18 protein-coding genes are annotated in these 18,983 nt (G+C 57.2%); 14 read left to right on the forward strand and 4 right to left on the reverse strand.

Translation table 11 applies throughout. The features are described from left to right. The first annotated feature begins 454 nt into the window (after positions 1–454). The gene (locus GX466_04795) at positions 455–2,737 is read left to right on the forward strand and encodes a hypothetical protein (protein NLH93520.1); all 2,283 of its coding nucleotides are present in this window, start codon (positions 455–457) and stop codon (positions 2,735–2,737) included. A gap of 34 nt (positions 2,738–2,771) precedes the next feature. Then, positions 2,772–3,209: a hypothetical protein gene (locus GX466_04800; GenBank protein ID NLH93521.1), complete on the forward strand. Its 438-nt coding sequence runs from the start codon at positions 2,772–2,774 to the stop codon at positions 3,207–3,209. Positions 3,210–3,543: 334 nt separating this feature from the next. On the opposite strand, the gene fusA is transcribed toward GX466_04800, so the two are convergent. Next, positions 3,544–5,652 (reverse strand): elongation factor G, encoded by a 2,109-nt coding sequence (gene fusA, locus GX466_04805; GenBank protein NLH93522.1) that lies wholly within the window; start codon positions 5,650–5,652, stop codon positions 3,544–3,546. Positions 5,653–5,881: 229 nt separating this feature from the next. On the opposite strand from fusA, the gene GX466_04810 reads away from it, so the two are divergent. Then, positions 5,882–6,331 carry a hypothetical protein gene (locus tag GX466_04810; GenBank protein NLH93523.1) on the forward strand — a complete coding sequence of 150 codons (450 nt, stop codon included), beginning with the start codon at positions 5,882–5,884 and terminating at the stop codon, positions 6,329–6,331. 7 nt (positions 6,332–6,338) lie between these two features. Beyond that, positions 6,339–7,121: a CAP domain-containing protein gene (locus GX466_04815; GenBank protein ID NLH93524.1), complete on the forward strand. Its 783-nt coding sequence runs from the start codon at positions 6,339–6,341 to the stop codon at positions 7,119–7,121. Here the strand turns inward: GX466_04815 and xth are convergent. Beyond that, on the reverse strand, positions 7,108–7,881 hold the full coding sequence (xth, locus tag GX466_04820; GenBank protein ID NLH93525.1) for an exodeoxyribonuclease III: 774 nt from the start codon (positions 7,879–7,881) through the stop codon (positions 7,108–7,110). The genes GX466_04815 and xth overlap by 14 nt on opposite strands. 198 nt (positions 7,882–8,079) lie before the next feature. Here xth and rpmH point away from each other — a divergent pair, with 198 nt between their 5' ends. The 10 genes from rpmH to mnmG all read left to right on the forward strand — a co-directional run bounded on the left by rpmH (position 8,080) and on the right by mnmG (position 16,147). After that, complete coding sequence (rpmH, locus tag GX466_04825; protein NLH93526.1) at positions 8,080–8,214, forward strand: 50S ribosomal protein L34; 135 nt, start codon at positions 8,080–8,082, stop codon at positions 8,212–8,214. Positions 8,215–8,217: 3 nt separating this feature from the next. Continuing rightward, entirely contained in the window at positions 8,218–8,544 is a 327-nt protein-coding gene (gene rnpA / locus GX466_04830) for a ribonuclease P protein component (GenBank protein NLH93527.1), read from the forward strand. Beyond that, on the forward strand, positions 8,538–8,771 hold the full coding sequence (gene yidD, locus GX466_04835; protein NLH93528.1) for a membrane protein insertion efficiency factor YidD: 234 nt from the start codon (positions 8,538–8,540) through the stop codon (positions 8,769–8,771). Before rnpA ends, yidD begins: the two co-directional genes overlap by 7 nt. A 9-nt stretch (positions 8,772–8,780) precedes the next feature. After that, positions 8,781–10,412 carry a membrane protein insertase YidC gene (gene yidC / locus GX466_04840; protein ID NLH93529.1) on the forward strand — a complete coding sequence of 544 codons (1,632 nt, stop codon included), beginning with the start codon at positions 8,781–8,783 and terminating at the stop codon, positions 10,410–10,412. Continuing rightward, a complete protein-coding gene (locus tag GX466_04845) occupies positions 10,409–11,248 on the forward strand; it encodes a KH domain-containing protein (GenBank protein NLH93530.1) in 840 nt (279 codons plus the stop codon). The genes yidC and GX466_04845 overlap by 4 nt, the downstream gene beginning before the upstream one ends. Further along, entirely contained in the window at positions 11,245–12,048 is an 804-nt protein-coding gene (locus GX466_04850; GenBank protein ID NLH93531.1) for an MBL fold metallo-hydrolase, read from the forward strand. Before GX466_04845 ends, GX466_04850 begins: the two co-directional genes overlap by 4 nt. A gap of 332 nt (positions 12,049–12,380) precedes the next feature. Further along, entirely contained in the window at positions 12,381–13,313 is a 933-nt protein-coding gene (locus GX466_04855; protein ID NLH93532.1) for a magnesium transporter CorA family protein, read from the forward strand. 9 nt (positions 13,314–13,322) lie between these two features. Next, positions 13,323–13,694: a 6-carboxytetrahydropterin synthase QueD gene (queD, locus tag GX466_04860; protein ID NLH93533.1), complete on the forward strand. Its 372-nt coding sequence runs from the start codon at positions 13,323–13,325 to the stop codon at positions 13,692–13,694. Further along, on the forward strand, positions 13,687–14,298 hold the full coding sequence (locus tag GX466_04865) for a YihA family ribosome biogenesis GTP-binding protein (protein NLH93534.1): 612 nt from the start codon (positions 13,687–13,689) through the stop codon (positions 14,296–14,298). The genes queD and GX466_04865 overlap by 8 nt, the downstream gene beginning before the upstream one ends. Before the next feature lie 4 nt (positions 14,299–14,302). Next, positions 14,303–16,147 (forward strand): tRNA uridine-5-carboxymethylaminomethyl(34) synthesis enzyme MnmG, encoded by a 1,845-nt coding sequence (mnmG, locus tag GX466_04870; protein ID NLH93535.1) that lies wholly within the window; start codon positions 14,303–14,305, stop codon positions 16,145–16,147. Between the two features lie 9 nt (positions 16,148–16,156). Here the strand turns inward: mnmG and GX466_04875 are convergent, their stop codons facing one another. Further along, positions 16,157–16,519, reverse strand: coding sequence for a hypothetical protein (locus GX466_04875; GenBank protein NLH93536.1), 363 nt, complete (start codon positions 16,517–16,519; stop codon positions 16,157–16,159). Positions 16,520–16,524: 5 nt separating this feature from the next. Then, a complete protein-coding gene (locus tag GX466_04880) occupies positions 16,525–18,264 on the reverse strand; it encodes a hypothetical protein (protein ID NLH93537.1) in 1,740 nt (579 codons plus the stop codon). Positions 18,265–18,983: the final 719 nt, after the last annotated feature.

The following is an 18,983-nucleotide window of genomic DNA, read 5'->3' on the forward strand; positions in this document are numbered from 1 at the left end:
ATTTGTGAATTCATGGCCTTGTCCCACACCCACGTCATTCTGAGCTTGACCCGGAATCCAGTGTACATCCATTCATGGATCCCGGATCAATGTCACCTCACAGGCTCGGTGACGTCCGGGATGACGTGGCCTGGAGCCTGCCGTCCATGTTCTGGAGCGGATCAAAGCCGGCTGGATGAATGAAGTCCGCCCCTCTGTGGCTTTTTTTCCTCTCCGAAACCAAACATGTCTTTGCCTCTACCTTCTTTTCTGAAAAGGCTTTCAGCCTTATATCCCAAACCCAGGCCATCCCCGCCAGATTATAAAAAAAGCAGACTCCCGCTAAAATCAGCGTTTTTCCACTTGACAGCAATTTGTCGATTGATATTCTAAACGGAATAGCGATTTGCCCCCTTTAGTTTCGGGGGCGGTTCACAAAGAAAAACACACAAGCCTGTCTTGAAAAGGAGGAAACATGAACAAACTGACAAGGCTAACGCCAATCCTGTTGATCGCTTTGCTATTATTGCTGGGAGCCTGTGCCTGGCTCCAGCCCAAGGATGACGAAAACCCGGTTATTCAAATCTCAACACCCACCAACTATTTCTCCTACGCCACCACCCAGGAAACGATAGACCTGGCTGGCACGGCTTTCGACAACAGGGATATCAAATCCGTCACAGTCAAAGTCAACAACTCTTCTCCCGTAACGGCCACTGGAACAACCAACTGGAGCTTGAAAGACATCGCCCTGACCAAGGGTGACAACATCATCGTCTGCGAAGCCAAGGACAAGAAGGGAAATTCCGGCACCGCCACCATCATTGTCACGCGGAACACGGACATCGATTTCACCGGCCATCCCACCTTCAGCCAGAGCAGCTTTTTCGTGAGCCAGGCCGGCTACAGCGTGGTGAGGCAAACCCTTACACCCGTCAACTGCGGGGTCTCAGAGGTCCAAGTCGCCCGGGTGGATTCCAATTTCGAAGTAATAAATGAAATCGGCCAAATCTATGACGACGGCGATCTTTACGACCATCACGACGAAATTCTCGGCGACGGCACCTATTCCAACAAACTCAGCATCCTCGAGAACTACGCCGGCCAGTATTACTACAGGATCGTGGCCTATTCCGACGCCAAGGTCGCGAACTATTCGCCCCTCTACAAAATCACCGTCCACGAGGCGATCACCCAGGACGACATTAACAAGATGCTCGACAACCATGCCGGAATCGCCGCCGCCCTCAACGCCTCCGATGCCACAAATCTGGAGCAGGGCGCCGAGAAGCTGAAAACCTGGTTTGAAGGCCGGCCCGGAGTTACCAAAGCGGAACTGGTGGACGGCAGCCTCGAAGTCACCTACGACACCGGCATCAAAGGAGGCGTGATCTTCTGCGAGACAGACGAAAACGGCTATATCACCACCAAAGGCGGCTCCGCCACGCCCGCGCGCCCCAACGCCGACATCCCCCTGCGCAAGCAGACCAGAGGGCAAAACGCCCTCGAAAACGCCATCGCCAACCTGAACTGGAACACGGCCAAGGTGGATGACGCCGACAAAATCCAGGACAAGGACGTGCTGATCTGGGCCCCCTATGAGGGTGTCTTCGACATCGACATGCGCCCCAGCCTGCAAACCATATTCGAAAACAGCGACCTCGGCCTCAACGTGGTCTCACTCAGGAACCAGCAATGCACCGTCGCCTCCCTGGCCAACCTTGCCGAATACGGCACCGTGATATTAGACACCCACGGCGCCGGCGGCGAACACATCCTGACCGGCGAACTGATGAACATCGTCAATATCTGGAGCCACATCTTCCAGATCCTCAACAACGAGGTTGGCTTCTTCGAGAGGGTCACCTATTCCACGGTAGGAGGCTTTGCCCAAAAGGGCACCGTTTACAGTGTCCGCAGCGCCTATATCGCCAACCTGGGCGGAACCATGCCGAACAGCCTGATCTTCAACGGCTCCTGCGAAAGCTCCCAAACCGCCAACCTCTCCAACGCCTTCCTCGGCAAGGGGGCAAAGGCCTATTTCGGTTTCTCAAAGATCGTCAGCACCAGCTTCTGCAAGGCCAAAGCCGACGAAATCTTCCAGAAAATGGCCGTTGAACTCAAAAACAACGGCAAGGCCTTCGTCGCCGGACAACAAGACCCCTTTTTCAGCCACGCCACCTTCACCATGAACGCCACCACAAACGAACTCCACTATTCCTTCGACCTCATCAACGGCAATTTCGAGTTCGGAAACCTCAGCGGCTGGTTCCGTGAGGGAGACGGTCGCGTGATCACCCAACTCGGAGACCAGCAACCGACCGAGGGCAACTTCATGGGCATCATCTCCACCGGCCTGGGCTACACCGAAAGCAGCGGCTCCATCTCCCAGCCCTTCCGGGTGCCCGATTCGGTGGAAACCCTCAGCATCAGATGGAACTTCATCTCCGAGGAATTCATGGAATACGTGGGCAGCCAATATCAGGATTACCTCACCATTTCCATCACCGACAGCACCGGGGCCGTGCACGTCATCTTCCACGAAACCATCGACTCTTTTGTCGATTACGGCCTCGTCTGCTGCACCCCGCCCATTTCCTTTGACCAAGGGGACTGCTACATGACCGGCTGGCGCCAGTTGGTGCACGACATCAGCGCCTTCCAGGGCCAGGTGGTGCGCCTGCGCATAGCCTGTGGTGATGTGGGCGACAGCATCTACGACTCCGCCTGCCTTTTGGACGAGATCACCATCTATTGAGGGAAGTGTGAATCGCCTTATGGCTTTGGTCGGAATGATTGCTCTGCTCGCCGGCTGTTGCGTGGCCAAAACTGACAGGCCGGGCGTGAAAGCCCTGCTCTGGAGCTATGGCAAGGCCCTGCCCTGCGAACAGGCGGATTCCCTGGCCCAGAGCGCCCTGGAACTGCTCCAAAGCGCCGATGAAGAGGCCCGCCTGATCGTGAGCCCCGACCTCATAGATTCCATCAGGTCCTCAGGAACGGCCCTGGAGATCATCTGGCCGGAAACCCTTGCGTTCAACCTGCCTTCCGGCGCCAAAGACATCCTCGGGCGCGTAATTATCCCCCTCAAAGGCGAATACGCATCCGACGGGGCCGGCGCCCTCATCTTCTTCGGGACCAAAAGCTACGGAACCCCCGCCCTGCTCAACCACGCGGCAGCGGAAAAACTTGCCCGGATAGAAGCGCTGCTGGAAAATGAAAACATGAACTGACCCTCCTCCGGAAACGCCGCCAAAAAACCCCGGTTCAAGGCGCTTTCCTGGTGGATAAACCATTACGGGCGGATCAGAAAAGGTCCGCCCGCTCTTTTTCCCTGTTCAATTCCTTGCCTGTCCGTCCTTAGCCCCTGATAATTCACATCCACTTCGCCTCTCCTACACCTTTCGCATGAAAGGCGGGAATTTGGCGGGAGGCGAAAAAGAGGCGCTTCGGAAAGGGCTAAGGACGGACAGATAGGGAGGCCAAAGGTGTGGAGTCAAGGCTTTATGAGACTTATAGATAGAATGCCGATACTCCTGAATCTTATTTGTTTGGGTGCCCGGATTATCAGGCAAAGCCGCGGATGCGCTTCAGCACGGCGCTCTGCACCTGGGCGGGGCTGATTGCGTATTTGCGGAATTCCAGGCTGTAAGTCGCCCTGCCCTGGCTGAGGGAGCGAATCCTGGTGGTATAGCCAACCAGTTCGGAAAGGGGAACTTCCGCCACGATTTCCTGCTGAAACTCGTTGTGCCTGCGTAGCACGCTGATTTGGCCACGCTTGGCGTTGATGTCGGCGATGATGTCGCCCACGAAGGCATCCGGGGAGATAACCGAAAGCTGCATAAGGGGTTCCATTATTACCGGGCCGGCTTCGCGCAGGCCTTTGGAGATGGCCATCGAGGTGGCGATGCGGAAGGCCAACTCGTTGGAGTCCACGGGGTTGAAATCGCCGTCGATGAGTTCGACCCTCACCCGTTCGAGGTTTCCACTGATCAAGGGCCCGTCGTTGAGGGCGTTGAGCGCGGCTTCTTCGATTGGTTTGTGATACTCGCCGGGGATTTTATCGGTGCCAACGCTGCTCTGGAAGAGGTTTTTCGCTCCTTCAGGCAGTTCTTCCTCCGAAAGTGGGGAAAGGCGGAATTTCACCTTGGCATAGTTGCCTTTCCCATTCATGTCGCGGATAAATGTTTCCTCGCATTCCACTGCGCGGGTGATGGTTTCCTTGTAGGATACCTGCGGATTGCCGACGTTGGCGGAAACGTTGAATTCGCGGCGCAGGCGGTCCACTATGATTTCCAGGTGCAGTTCGCCCATCCCGGAAATGAGGGTCTGGCCGGTTTCCTTGTCCGTAGTCACGCGGAAGGTGGGATCCTCTTCCTCGAGGCGGGCCAGGGCGTCGCTCAGGTTTTCCTGATCAGCCTTGGTGCGGGGTTCGATGGCGATGGAGATCACGCTGTCCGGAAAATGCATGCGGCTGAGCTGCACATCCAGTTCGCCGTCCGTGATGGTGTCGCCGGTGCTCAGGAATCGGCAGCCGACAAAAGCGCCGATGTCGCCGGCGTGGAGTTCGTTCAGGTCGTTCTTGCGGTTGCTCATCATCTGCAAAATGCGTGACACCCGCTCGCGTTTGCCGTTGCTCTGGTTGTAGAACGAAGCTCCTTTTTTCAGGGTGCCGGAATAGACGCGCACATAGACCAGCTTGCCCACATATTTGTCCGTTTGCACCTTGAAAGCCATGCCCACAAAGGGCGCGCGCGGATCGGACTCGAGGGTGACGGGGGCTTTGGTTTCGGGGTTGAAACCTTCGCAGGGCGGCACTTCCAGCGGGGAGGGCAGAAAGTCGCAGATGCCGTCCAGCAGTAGTTGCACGCCTTTGTTTTTCAGCGATGAGCCGCAGAAAACGGGGATGATGTTGCCTCCGATGGTGGCAACGCGGATGGCCCGGCGAAGCAGATGTTCCGGGATTTCCAGCCCTTCCAGGTAGGCATGCAGCAGTTCGTCATCAAATTCCGCCACGCTTTCCAGCAGGATGTCGCGCTGCCTGGTGGCCTGCTCCAGCAGTTCTGGAGGAATATCCTTCAGATGCACTTCGTTGCCTTTGGTGAGGGGGTCGAAGAGCCATGCCTTCATCGTGATGAGGTCGATAACTCCTTCAAAGCTGTCCTCGCGGCCGATGGGGATGTTCACGGCTCGGGCCAGCGGGGTCAGGCGCTCGTGGATCATGCCGATAACCCTGTCGTAATCGGCTCCGGGACGGTCCATCTTGTTCACATAGGCGATGCGCGGGACCTTGTAACGGTCGGCCTGATGCCAAACAGTCTCCGATTGCGGCTCCACTCCAGCCACGGCACAAAAGACGCCCACCGCGCCATCCAGGATGCGCAGGCTGCGCTCCACCTCGGCGGTGAAATCCACGTGTCCGGGGGTGTCTATGATGTTGATGTGGTTGTCTTTCCAGACACAGGTCACCGTGGCGGAGGTAATGGTGATCCCGCGTTCACGCTCCTGTTCCATCCAGTCGGTGAAAGCGTTGCCGTCATGCACCTCGCCCATCCTGTGCAAAAATCCCGTGTAAAACAGGATCCGCTCCGTGGTCGTGGTTTTACCGGCATCGATGTGGGCCATGATGCCGATGTTCCTGATCCTGCGTAGCGGACTGTCGGAGTCGCTGTTCATAATCTGCTTCCTAAACTCACCTTTCAATGTGTATTGTTGAAAAATCCAAGAAATACGAGGCGGAAACTTTGTCCACTAAAAAGTTCCCGACACCGGCGAGGCCGCAGCTTTCCCACAAATCATTCTGGCCCCGCGTCACAGTGAACTGGAGCTGTGGATGCCGGGGTGAAATAATGATTGACAAGCAGGCTTGTTTGGAAAGAAGAGTATCGTTGATATGGGAATCCGAATGAAAAAACTGCTGGCGCTGTGCCTCATCCTGGCCGGACTGAGTTCCGCTTTCGCCCAGGCAAAGCGGGTGCCGACCCGCGCAGTGCTTTATTCCGCGGCCTTTCCGGGCGGGGGACAGCTTTACAACCGGGCCTGGCTGAAGGCGGGCCTGGTGATGGGCGTGCAGGGGTTTTTCATCGGTTCCGCCATCTACCATGGCGGCGAACGAAATTACTGGCGTGACCTGGCGGAAAACACTCCGGACCCCTTTCTGCAGGAGCAATACCTGGCCCGTAGCCGCGATTTCGGCAACGAACTGAAAAACGATATCTGGTGGCTTGGCATCACGGCAGGGCTTTCCATGCTGGATGCCTATGTGGACGCGCATCTTTCTGATTTCGAAAGCGAGAAGGAAAAAATCCGGCTGCGCTTCTCCGGGGAAGCTTTGCTTTTGCAATACAATTTCTGAGCAGTTTATGAAGGGGATTTGCCTTGGTTTGCTATTGCTGCTGCCGCTGGCCGGCCTGGGAGCTGATACTCTAAGCCCGGGCGAGTTCGCGAGGCAGATCCATGCCGAAATCAACGCCATCCGGGGCAGGAACGGCCTTCCGGAACTGATCTGGAGGGACGATCTGGCCGGTTTAGCCCTGCGCCACAGCCAAAACATGGGGAAGCAGGATTTCTTCAACCATGTGGACCCCGAAGGCCTGCAGGTCTCGCAGCGGCTGAGGAAACACCTGCCGGAACTGCTGGTGGCGGGGGTTGGCGAGAACCTGTATTTCATCGAAAACAGCCGCCTGGTCTTCGACCCCAGGGAAATCGCCCTTGGCTGGCTGAATTCGACAGGCCACAAGGCCAACATCCTCAGCCAGGATTTCACCCATGAGGGGATCGCCGTGCATTTGGAAGGCAACCGGCTTTACACCACCCAGGTGCTCGCCCTGCCCATCCTGAAAAGGATTTCCGCCCTGCCCCCGGCTTTTTCTGCCGGTCGCAGCTACGCTTTGGAATTCGAGTATGTTTCCGTGGAGCCGCGCGAGGGCTTCAACTGCCAACTGAGCATCCCGGACCCCAACACCAGGGTCCAGATCGATCTGCTGACCTACACCCTGGGCTCAATGCCCCTAAGCATTGAATGGAAGAGCGAAAACCGGCTCATCCTGCCCCTGGAGTTCAAATACGGCAAGGGCCGCTACTCCCTCCAGCTCGGCTGGGACGGCTATTACTACCAGGATATGCTGGAATTCAGGGCAGACTGATCCTCAGGGTAACCGGGCAGTGGTCTGAACCCATGATGTCGTCGCGGATGTCGGCATCAAGCACGCGGTCCCGAGCCTCGGCATTCACAAAGAAATAATCAATCCTCCAGCCCACGTTCCGGGGCCGGGCTCCGGCGCGGTAGCTCCACCAGGAATAGCGTTTTGGCTCCGGATGGAAGAGGCGGAAAGTGTCCAGCCAGCCCGCGGCGACGATCTTGTCCAGCCAGGCCCTTTCTATTGGTAAGAATCCGCTGGTCTTTTCGTTTTCCTTGGGATTGGCGAGGTCGATTTCGTGGTGGGCGGTGTTGTAATCGCCGGTGACGATCACCATTTTGCCGCCTGCTCGGTCGGCTTCCATGCGTTCGAAACAGGCATCGTAGAAACGGAGCTTGTAATCCAGGCGCTCGTCGTTCATCTGTCCGTTCGGGAAATAGATGTTATAGATGATGAAGCTGTCATAATCGCAGCGGATGATGCGGCCTTCGTTGTCGAATTCCGGCAGGCCGAAGCCGTAGCTCAGTTCCAGGGGCTCGAACTTGCTCAGCACCGCCGTCCCGGAATAGCCCTTGCGCTCGGCGTGGGACCAGTAAAAGCGGTAACCCTTGAGCTCTTCCAGCTCCGGTGGGATCTGGTGCTGCTGCAGCTTTGTTTCCTGCAGGCCAAGCCAGTCCGGTTGCTCACGCCTGATGGTGGCAACGAAATCCTTGTTCATTACGGCCCGCAGGCCATTCACGTTCCAAGACCAAAAATTGAGATGCAAATCCATCCTCCGCCCCGGAGCGATATTTCCACTTGGGACAAGAGGTTACCGAGGCGGTTCAAGGCTTTTTGGCGGGGCTGAATCTGTCAAGTGAAAGGGCGCGGGGGAGGGTGACGTTTTTTGCGCTTGACACTTAAAGAGAACTGAAAAAGATGGTTTGTTCAATGAAAATGCCATACATTTTAAGGAGTTAGATAAATGAAAAGGACTTATCAGCCTTCCAAACGTTCCCGCAAGAACACCCACGGCTTCAGGAGCCGCATGGCCACCCGCAATGGCCGCAAAGTACTTGCCAGCCGCCGTGCCAAAGGGAGAAAAACCCTCTGCGTATGAGCCATGCTTCGTAGGATCACGAAGCACAGTGAATACCGGGAGTTCAGCTCCCCCGACCTGTTTCTGAGGAGCGATCATTTCTATGCTGCGGTGCTGTTTGACCCACACGAATCCGCCCTGGGCATCACCATTGGAAAAAAGATCGGCAAAGCGCACACGCGCAACCTTCTCAAACGCAGGATCAAAGCATGGGCGCGCCTGCGTTGCCGTGACTTTCCCCAGGGCTTCAAACTCAACCTCATCGCCCGGCCCGGCGCCGGCGAACTAAGCTGGAACGAGCTTTGCGCGGAACTGGACAAACTGAGCACCCAGCTTCGAGAAAGATGCTGACAGCGCTTCTGCGCCTGCCGAATCTTCCCTTCATCGGGCTGATAACCTTCTACCGAAAGGCCATCTCGCCGTTGCTGCCCAGCGTCTGCCGTTTTCAGCCCTCCTGCAGCCAGTACAGCCTGCAGGCTTTCCGCAAATACAATTTTTTCAAAGCCCTCGGCCTCTCGGCCTGGCGCGTTTTGCGCTGCAATCCCTTTTGCAAGGGCGGTTACGATCCGCTTCCCTAAGGAGAAAATGTGGATAAACGCACTTTCATAGCCCTCTTTGTGGTGGTCATTCTCTTTTTCGTTTGGTCAACCTATTTTGCTCCCAAGCACCAGCCCGCCACCCCGCAAACCGCTGATTCGCTTGCCGCGGACAGCATCAAGGCTCCGACGGTGGCCGAAGAACCCCAAATCGCACTTCCGGACAGCCTGATCAAAGGCGCCGACAGCCTGAGGACCCTCACCCTGGCCAATGACAACTTCACGGTTAGCTTCAGCAACCTCGGCGCCAGCATCACCTCCATCAAGCTAAAGAAATACAACTGGGCGGACAAGAAAACCAACACACCCGTGGACTTGGTTCCGCAAGGCAGGGACCTCGCCGGCATCTCGCTGCTTCAGCACAAAGCTTCCCCGCCGAAAGACCTGAAAATGCTTTACTGGCAAAGCGCGCAGAGCGACACGGCGGGAATCGTTTTCTGGCTGGGCGAGCAAAGCTCCCCGCTGGTGACCAAAAGCTACCGCCTGGACGACAAATACGGCATCCTGATGGATGTGAAGGTCAACAGCCCGGATGCCGTGTACGGCATTGAATACGACTTCAGCGCCGGAATCGCCGACAGCGAAGTGGTCAAGCCCCGCGCCAAAGACCAGGATTACAAGGTGCTGCTTTTCGCGGACAACGTTCCGGTGAAGCTCACCCTGCCCAAGATAAAGAAAGAAGCGCAGTCCTCGCCGGTATCGTCCTTCAAGTGGGCCGCTTTGCGCAGCAAATACTTCAGCATCGCCATCCACGAAACCGGCAACGCCCTCACCAGCAACTACCATCCCGGCATCGCCAAAGATACCGGAAATCCAAGCCTGATTCTGGATTCACGGGATGACCGCCCTTCCCAAACCTGGGCTCAAAGCTTCCTTATCTATGCCGGGCCGGCGGATTACGACCTGATGAAAAGCTACGAGGACACCAAGCTGGAGCTGATCCCGGACCGCGGTCCCGGCTGGTTGCGCTGGCTGGCCAACGCCATCGCCTGGCTGCTGAAATTCCTGCACAGCTTCATCCCCAACTATGGCATCGTTATCATCATTTTCTCCTTCATCCTCAAGCTGATTTTGCACCCCCTCACCAAGAAAAGCATGGACGCCAACCTGAAAATGCAGAGCATCCAGCCCCAATTGCAGGAAATCCAAACCAAATACAAGAACGACCCGCAGAGGATGCAGCAGGAAATCGCCAAAGCATACAAGGAGGCCGGCACCAGTCCGATGTCGGGCTGCCTGCCGATACTGCTGCAGATGCCGATTTTCATCGCTCTTTACAACGTTCTGCGCTACGCCATGGCAATGCGCAACGTGAGTTTTCTGGGGCTGAATCTCTCCGAGCCGGACCCCTGGATCCTGCCCGCCATCATGGCCGGATTCATGATTTTGCAAAGCCTGATGACCCGGCCCTCCAAAGAAGCCATGGCCAAGATGGACGAGAAACAGCAGGCCATGCAGCAGAGTTCCAGGATGATGACCTGGATCATGCCTGTGATGCTGTTCTTCATCTTCCGCGGCCTCCCCTCCGGCCTGGTGCTTTACTACACTGTTTTCAACATGCTCAGCGTGGCCCATCAGTATTACACGCAAAAACGTCTTAAACAAAAGGAAACTATTTCATGACCTCAATCGAGAAAACCGGAACCAGCATCGAAGCAATCATCGCCGCCTTCCGCGGCGAACACCGGATCAAGGACTGGGAACTGAACTACAAGATTGTGAAAAAACCCTCCAAAGGCCTGTTTGGCCTGTTTGGCAGAAAGCAAGCCGTGGTGCGTTTCGAGCTGCCCAGCCTGGGCGAACGCGCCGGCAACCTGCTCAGCCAGTTGCTGGGCAAGATGGGCATCCCTTTCAGCCGCGTTACCACCAAAACCGAAGGCAAATCCATCCATCTGGAGATCAAAGACAGCCAGGACACAGGGCTGCTCATCGGCAAAAACGGCTATATGCTGGAAACCCTCCAATATTTTGTGAACCGCGTTTTCGAAAACGAACACGATATCGACCGCATCTACATTGACGTGGACGGCTACCGCGAACGCCGCGAAGCCCAGTTCCTGAAGAAATTCCAGCCCATCATGAAGAAGGTGCGCGAACAGGGCAAACCCCAAACCCTGGAACCCATGAGCTCAACCGACCGGAGGATAATCCACCGTTACGTGGAGCGCGAACGCGGCCTCCGCACCCTCACCATCGGCGAGGGCGAACAGAAACGCATCGTCATCTTTTCCGCCAGGCAAAAGGAGAGTGAGGCGCTCTCCCAGGCCCAGGACAGCAAGGACAAAAAGCCCCGCAGCCTCAGGCGCGAACGCGGCGGACGCCCCAAACTCAACACCAGGCCGGAGCACAGCTTGAAACGGGAACAGAACCTGAAGCCGGAGCAAAATCCCAAACCCGGGCAAAGGCCCCGCCCCAACCGCCGTCCCCGCCCCAAGGGCAAAACCTCCGCCAAGGCATGAAACCGGATATCAGCCTGCACAAAATCGACGCGGGAGATTACTGGACCGACGGCGGCGCCATGCTGGGCGTTTTGCCCCGCGCCATCTGGGGAAAAAGCGTCCAGACCGACGAGCGGCACCGCAAAAACCTGGCTCTGAACCTGCTGCTGATCAAAATGGCGGACCGCGTTATCCTGGTGGATACAGGGCTTGGCAATCGGCTTTCGGAAAAGCAGCGCGACATCTACCGCCCCTCGGCCTTCCTGCTGCCGGTGTCCCTGGCTGAACTGGGAATCCGCGATGCCGACGTCACCGACGTGGTGCTCACCCATCTGCATTTTGACCACGCCGGAGGCATCATTACAGGCTTTGGCGACCACGACGCCCTCACCTTTCCCAAAGCCCGGCACTGGATCCAGCGCCAGGAATGGGAAACCGCCAAAAATCCCGACGGCCTCAACCGCGCGTCTTACGATTTTCCGCGGCAGCTGGCCCTGCTGGAAGAGCGGGGAAGGCAGCAACTCATCGATGGCAGCGAGGAAATCGCGCCAGGAGTGACCCTGGTGAAAACCGGCGGGCACACCTGCGGCAGCCAGATTGTCGAGATCGATTCCGCACATGGATACTTCATCTACGCCGGGGACATCATGCCCACCCTGTTCCACGTTTCGCCGGCCGTCACCTCCGCCTACGACGTTTGCCGCGAGGATACCTTCAAGGCCAAGCAGTATATTTCCGCCCGGCTCAAAGAAAAAAACGGCACCCTGCTGCTGAACCACGACCCACGGCACTGGGAATTGCCGGCCTCCACCCTGAAATAATAAGTTCAGTCCCCCGCCCGGCTCCAGTGTCCGCCCTGGGGATGCGGTCTGGCCATTAAGGCCTTGTCCCGTGTTTGGGATAAGCCTCCCGCATAATGCCCGCGTTCGGTGCGGGGATTATGAGGGTGGCGTAAGAGGGGGATGGACTCGGGCGTTAAGGGTGTGGCTGACAGGGCAGCACGATAGATAAGCATTTTCTGGCGCTCTTTACGCTCTTTTTCCGAAGGCCGGTCCGGGATGGGTTTCCCGCGCGCAAGGCAGAGATTTCTGTTGCCATAATCCCGCGCCTGAAAATCTTGGTTTTAATATAATCAAAGAAAAAGGAGGTTGCCATGATCCAGTATTTCAAGGTCAGAGAGCAGCGTTTCGAGCCGGCTCTGGCGCACAGCGAGGCGTTTTGGATACATCTGGAAAGCCCCACGGCGGACGAGATCAAGGCGCTGATCGAAGAATTCGATTTGCCCGAAGACTTCATCACGGACCTCCAGGACGCGGATGAAACCAGCCGCATGGAATATGAGGATAACGCTGTCCTCGTGATCATGCGCGTGCCGCTCTATTACAGGCACCGTTCGGCCAGTTTAGCATTCACCACGGCGCCTTTGGGCGTGATCGCGGTGCAGGACAAGCTCATCACGGTGTCTTTCTTTGACAACGAAGTGCTCAACGTCTTTCTGGACTGCAAGCACAAGCCTTTCCGGATCACCCAGCAGAGTTTCCTGCTGCAGATCGCCCTGCGCATCTCGCTCTATTTCCTGCGCTTCCTGAAAGAGATAAACCGCCGCACCAACAAAATCGAAAGCGAACTAAGCCAAAGCCTGCGCAACCAGGAGCTCTTCCGCCTGCTGCGGCTGGAAAAGAGCCTGGTCTATTTCTCAACTTCGCTAAAATCGAACGAGATCATCCTGGAAAGGCTGCAGCGTTCGCGCTGGCTGAATCAGGACCCGGAATCCGAGGACCTGGTGGAGGACGTGATCATCGACAACACGCAGGCCATCGAGATGGCGAACATCCACAGCAGCATCCTGAGCGGAATGATGGATGCCTTTGCCTCCATCATTTCCAACAACCTGAACGTGGTGATGAAGTTCCTCACCTCCGTCACCATCATCCTTTCCGTGCCCACGCTCATTGCCAGCCTCTACGGCATGAACGTGAGACTGCCTCTGGAGGGGAATCCCCACGCCTTTTGGGCGGTGATCGGGATTTCCGTGCTGGCTTCGCTGGTGTTGGTCTTGATCTTCATCCGCAAAAAGTATTTTTAAGGGACCGATATGTATAAACTTAGCGTTACCGATTCCTTCAGCGCCGCCCACCGCCTCTGCGGATATGAAGGCGCCTGCAGCAACCTGCACGGGCACAACTGGACCGTGCGGGTGGCCCTGGAAGCCGAGCGGCTCGACAATATCGGCATGGCCATGGATTTCGGCCATATCAAGGCTCTGCTCAAAGAAATCACCGACGGGCTGGACCACACTTATCTGAATGACCTCCCGGCCTTCGCAGAACAGAACCCCACCTCCGAAAACCTCGCCCGCCACATCTTTGAACGCATGGCGGAAGCGCTGGCCGGAAAACCGGTCCGGGTCACCGAGGTGGAGGTGCGCGAATCAGAGCGTTCCAGCGTGACTTATAGCCATGCTTAGGTTTGTTGAATCCTTTTTCGTAAAGAGCGCGGTGGAGCCGAAGGATTATCCCGCCAGTGCCTATCCTGAATTCGCTGTGGCGGGACGCAGCAACGTGGGCAAATCCACCCTCATCAACCTGCTCACGGAAAGGCGCAAACTGGCCAAAACCAGTTCCCACCCCGGCAAGACCCGCCTGCTCAACTTTTTCCTCATCCGCTGGAAGGACGATGACGCCGGAAAAGAGGGCTGTTTGCAGCTTACCGACCTTCCCGGCTACGGCTTCGCGGAAGTGAGCCAGGCGGAACAGGAAAAGTGGCGCAGGATGATCCATCACTATTTCAGCGAGCGCCAGCAACTGCGCGGAATCATCGTGCTGGTGGACATTCGCCACGAAGCCGACCCCAAGGACGTCCAACTGCTGGAATTGCTGCGCCTGCGCGAGATCGACCACTGCGTTGTGGCCACCAAGGCGGACAAGATTCCCAAAACCAAAGTGGCCAGGACCCTGGATTTGCTGGGCAAAGGGCTGGGCCTGCAAGGAATGCCGCTGTTCCCGGTCTCGGCCCTCAAAAACACCGGGCTGGCTCCGCTTTACTCCTGGCTTGGCAGGCATCTGAACTAAGGCCATGCCCCCCAGCTTCGATGTGATCGTGGTCGGCGGAGGCCACGCCGGGGTCGAGGCGGCCCTGGCCGCGGCGCGCAGGGGGGCGAAAACAGCGCTCTTTATCCTCAAGCTCGAATCCCTCGCCCGCTTGAGCTGCAATCCCTCCCTCGGCGGACCCGCCAAAGGCCATCTGGCCAGGGAAATAGACGCCCTGGGTGGCGAACTGGGCTATGTGGCCGACCTTTCCGGCATCCATTTCCGCATGCTCAACCGCGGCAAAGGCCCCGCGGTTTGGGCCCCGCGTAGCCAGAACGACCGCCAGCTCTATTCCCGGCTGATGCTCCGGCACGCGGAGGCGCAGGATAGGCTGCTGCTGATCGAGGCGGACGTGGCGGAAATCCTGGTGGAGCGGGGACGCGCGCTGGGAGTCAGAACCGTTGTCGGCACCGAATACCGGGCTCCACAGGTGATTCTCGCCACCGGCACCTTTTTGCGCGGCCTCATCCACGTGGGCAAGGTTTCCATCCCCGGCGGACGCAGCGGCGAACCCTCTTCCGAAGCGCTTTCGGGGTCATTGGACAGGCTGGGCTTCCGGCTGGCACGCTTCAAGACGGGCACTCCGCCCCGGGTGGACATGCGCAGCCTGGACTATTCCTGCCTGGAGGAACAGCCCGGCGATCCCGAACCAGAGGGATTCTCCTGGTACCGAGACGTGAACCTTTCCAACCAGGTGAGCTGTTACCTGACCCGCACAACCCCGGAAACGCACAGAATTATCCGGGAAAACCTACAGCTTTCGTCGCTTTACAGCGGCATCATCAAGGGCATCGGGCCCCGCTACTGCCCCTCCATCGAGGACAAGATCGTCAAATTTCCCCAGCGCGAAAGCCACCAAATCTTCATCGAACCAGAGGGCCTGAACACCTTTGAGGGTTATGTGAATGGCGTTTCCACCTCCCTGCCGCCCGAAGTGCAGGAAGCCGTGGTCCACAGCATCCCGGGGCTGGAACAAGCCCGGATCATGCGCCACGCCTATGCCATCGAATACGATTTCATCGAGCCCTCGGAACTCAGCCCCAGCCTGGAAAGCAGGCGCGTCAAGGGGCTTTGGCTGGCAGGGCAGATAAACGGCACCTCGGGATACGAAGAGGCTGCCGCGCAGGGCATTATGGCCGGCATCAACGCCACCCTCACCCTGGAAGTCCGACCTCCGCTCACGCTCAGCCGCGGCGAAGCCTACATTGGCGTTCTGATCGACGATTTGGTCACCTGCGGCACCAACGAGCCCTACCGGATGTTCACCTCCCGGGCTGAATACCGCCTGTTGCTGCGCCAGGACAATTGCGACGAACGCCTGATGCCCCTGGGTTACAAATTGGGTTTGGTTTCTGACCAGCGCTGGCGGCGCTTCCAAAGGATGCTGGAGCTGAAGGAACGGGAATTGGAGCGCCTGCGGAGTGAGAAATCCTCATCCCATCCCGAACTGCGCGAACCCCAGAAATTCGCCGCCCTGCTCAAGCGTCCGGATACAAACTGGGCCAGGCTGGCGGAATTCGGCTACACCCCCTCGCCGGAGGTCACGCCGGACATCCTGCGGCGCTGCGAGCTGGAAATAAAATACGAGGGCTACCTCAAGCGGGCGGAAGAGGAAATGCGGCGCTTTCAGGCCTCTGAGGAACTGGCTTTGGACGAGGACATCGACTACCGAGCCATCGAAACCATCGCCTGGGAGGCCCGCGAAAAGCTGCAGCGCGTGAAACCCCGCAGTCTGGGCCAGGCCAACCGCATTCCCGGGGTGAATTACACCGACACGGCGGCCCTGCTGGTCTGGCTGCGCAAAAGACAGAAAACTGCTCCGGACGGATAACCCGGCCGCTCAGAAAGTCACGCTAAGCTTGGCGTAGGCGGTGTGGAGGTTCCGCTGGAATTCCCCGGTCGGATTGTTCCAGGTGGAAGCTTCGGTCTGTGTTTGGGCGGATTTGATGCCGACGAAGGCGAACCATTCCGGCCGGAATTCGTAGCGCAGGTTTCCATAGTAGTTCAGGGTCGCGCTGCTCCCAGCCAATTCATAGCTGCTGAACCCGCTGCCCAGGGTGACCTTGAAAACGGCTGTGGGCGTGTATTCCAGGGTGGCGTTGGCGATTATGTATTCATCGTCCAGCCGCACCTGCCCGGTATCGGGATCGGTCAGTTTGTCGTAACCGAACTTGTTCCAGCTTCCCACAAGGCTCAGGGACATGTTTTTCAGGGGGCGGCCTGGGCGTTGATGTTCACACCGTGCTGGGGATATGTGCCGCTGAGCTGGTACACCAGGTTGTTTCCATACATATAGCCGGCATAGATCACGAGGTTGCTCAGTCTGGCCCAGGTGCAGCCCAGCATGCCGTTGTAAACATCGTGCAGGTTGTCCGTGAGGTCGGGGATCCGGGCCAAACTTGCGTTCGCCAGTAAAACGAAGCGGGAATCCAGGTGAAGTCTGGAGAAAAACCCTGATTCATAGACGTAGTATGGTTCCAGGCTCAAATCTTTGAGATAACCGTAATACCAGCCGCTGAGGGAGGCGTTGCGGACCTTTTTATCCGCGTAGCCTTTGCTCCAGCTTATGGTTCCGCTCAAAGCCGCATTGTCTTTTTCATACAGGTAACCGGCATCGTAGGCCAAATCCCTGGTCTTGAGCTCAAGTCCCGCCGAAATATCAAAATCACCGGGATCAGCCCGCAATCCAAAACCGACCTGGCAGCCCTGCTGAGGCTCCGTCAATTCTTCGGCTTCGCTGTCCCGGATCGAAAGGTTTACAGCCGAGTTCACATAGAAATGGGGCAGGTACTCCCATTCCATCGAACCGCTGTAAACGTGATTGTAATAACCTTTGTTCACCCGGCTTACGAAACCGTTGCTCATATTGAACCTTCGCCAGTTGGGGTTTATTGCCAGGGCCAGGAAATAGTCGCCGGGCTCGATCAGTTCCTCGCTATACCGGATATCTTTGTCATGGGCCCCCACCACGCCCCAGTTCAGGGCTTTGGTATTGCCGGTGGCTTTGAAGGCCAGGCGCGGCTGCACGATGTTGCGGGTGTTCAGCACGTCGTAGTCAAGCCCGAAGGCGTCGATGTCCTCGGTGAAAAAGAAACGGTTTTCTTCATAGTAGGGAGGTTTTATGGTGTTGTAATCGTCCTGGACCCTGTCCATGGGAACGTCTGAATAATCGGGGTTCAGCGCAAGTTTTATCCGGGTTCGCCGGCCGGGGTTGAAGGCGATGTCCAGCCCCACGTGTTCCGGGTCCCAGCTTGAGGTCCGGTCGATGAGGTTGTAGCTTTTCACGAAATAGGGCTTGAACGTGATGTCCAGCTTGTGGCGCACCGGGGTGCTCAATTCAATGTCCTGCGCTTTGAGGAAGTAATCCTTGCCCATTTTGGCAACGGCATAGGGTTGTGAGTGGTAGTCCCTGTTCTGATAGCTGTAGCGCCCGAGGATGATTTTCCAGCGGTAAGGCTGCTCCTGCCTGAAGCGCAGTTCGCCCAGGGGGATGCGCATGGTTACGGTCCAGGTGTCGGAACTGATGTAGCTTTCGTAGCTGTAGTGGCTGTCCCAGGCAAAATCGACGTTGTGCTTTTCGTCCCGCACCCCGTCTGCCAGGTTTCCCAGGGGATAGGCCTCGTAATAATAGGCGTAGTAAGCATCCGGAATGGTGATGAGCTGCACCCGCAGGTAATCGGCAAGGGTGCCCTCGTCTTTCACGGAGATAGAGCCCCGGGTGAAGCTGGAGTCGATCGCGGCCTCGAAACGCACCATCAGGTCGTCTCCGTCCTGCCAGAGCCAGGCTTTGGTGGGCAGGGTTTCCGGTTTTTTGTCGTCGGGATCGATCCGCACGAAGCCTGTCAGCAAATTCGCGTCGGAAAGGACCGGTTCGGCGGAATCCGGCAGGGCCATCGCTCCGCAGCAGATCGCGAGCGAGGCCATGATCATGCTTAGCCAGGTTTTCATAAGTCATACCTCTTTAGCGTTATTCAGATTCGGGACACTGCGAAAGATTCTTTTACCTGTTGAGTATTTGTCAACTGTTTTTCCGTTCTCACCCGTTATGGCTTTCCAGACCCGCCTCCCGCTGGCGTCGAGCGAGGAACGGGCATCGACGGCAGCAAATGATCCTGTAACCCCACACCCACGTCGTTCCGGGCTTGACCCGGAATCAACTGCATATCCCGGTATGGATCCCGGATCAATGTCACCTCGTGGGCTCGGTGACGTCCGGGATGACGTGTTCTGGAGCCTGGCGTCCAGCGAACGCAGAGAGCATGGACGGCAGGAAATACTGCTGTCGCCGATGCTCGTTCCTCGCTCTACGCCAGCCCACCACGTAATTTCAGGCTTGCCTCGGAATCCAGACCAGGCGGAATAGCCCATAAACCACCACCCTACCCCAAACCTACGTCATTCCGGGCTTGACCCGGAATCCAGAAACAACCACCGCCCAGCCCTAAACCTACGTCATTCCGGGCTTGACCCGGAATCCAGTCCTTATCCCGTCATGGATCCCGGATCAAAGTCACCTCGCGGCCTCGGCGACGTCCGGCATGACATGGCATTAGAGGCTGGCGTTGAGTGAGGCACGAGCATCGACGCCTGCAATGAACGATTTTTCTGATGCTTCCTGTCGTCCATGCTCACTACATTCGCTGTACGCCAGGCTCAAAGGAAAAAAG

The sequence above is a fragment of the Candidatus Cloacimonadota bacterium genome, from assembly GCA_012516855.1.
Lineage (GTDB): Bacteria > Cloacimonadota > Cloacimonadia > Cloacimonadales > Cloacimonadaceae > Syntrophosphaera.

Bases quoted from the DNA above. Each gene is read 5' to 3' on its own strand.
- GX466_04795 (NLH93520.1), top strand. From the start codon at position 455: ATGAACAAACTGACAAGGCTAACGCCAATCCTGTTGATCGCTTTGCTA.
- GX466_04800 (NLH93521.1), top strand. From the start codon at position 2,772: ATGATTGCTCTGCTCGCCGGCTGTTGCGTGGCCAAAACTGACAGGCCG.
- fusA (NLH93522.1), bottom strand. From the start codon at position 5,652: ATGAACAGCGACTCCGACAGTCCGCTACGCAGGATCAGGAACATCGGC.
- GX466_04810 (NLH93523.1), top strand. From the start codon at position 5,882: ATGAAAAAACTGCTGGCGCTGTGCCTCATCCTGGCCGGACTGAGTTCC.
- GX466_04815 (NLH93524.1), top strand. From the start codon at position 6,339: ATGAAGGGGATTTGCCTTGGTTTGCTATTGCTGCTGCCGCTGGCCGGC.
- rpmH (NLH93526.1), top strand. From the start codon at position 8,080: ATGAAAAGGACTTATCAGCCTTCCAAACGTTCCCGCAAGAACACCCAC.
- rnpA (NLH93527.1), top strand. From the start codon at position 8,218: ATGCTTCGTAGGATCACGAAGCACAGTGAATACCGGGAGTTCAGCTCC.
- yidD (NLH93528.1), top strand. From the start codon at position 8,538: ATGCTGACAGCGCTTCTGCGCCTGCCGAATCTTCCCTTCATCGGGCTG.
- GX466_04845 (NLH93530.1), top strand. From the start codon at position 10,409: ATGACCTCAATCGAGAAAACCGGAACCAGCATCGAAGCAATCATCGCC.
- GX466_04850 (NLH93531.1), top strand. From the start codon at position 11,245: ATGAAACCGGATATCAGCCTGCACAAAATCGACGCGGGAGATTACTGG.
- GX466_04855 (NLH93532.1), top strand. From the start codon at position 12,381: ATGATCCAGTATTTCAAGGTCAGAGAGCAGCGTTTCGAGCCGGCTCTG.
- queD (NLH93533.1), top strand. From the start codon at position 13,323: ATGTATAAACTTAGCGTTACCGATTCCTTCAGCGCCGCCCACCGCCTC.
- GX466_04865 (NLH93534.1), top strand. From the start codon at position 13,687: ATGCTTAGGTTTGTTGAATCCTTTTTCGTAAAGAGCGCGGTGGAGCCG.
- mnmG (NLH93535.1), top strand. From the start codon at position 14,303: ATGCCCCCCAGCTTCGATGTGATCGTGGTCGGCGGAGGCCACGCCGGG.
- GX466_04875 (NLH93536.1), bottom strand. From the start codon at position 16,519: ATGTCCCTGAGCCTTGTGGGAAGCTGGAACAAGTTCGGTTACGACAAA.
- GX466_04880 (NLH93537.1), bottom strand. From the start codon at position 18,264: ATGAAAACCTGGCTAAGCATGATCATGGCCTCGCTCGCGATCTGCTGC.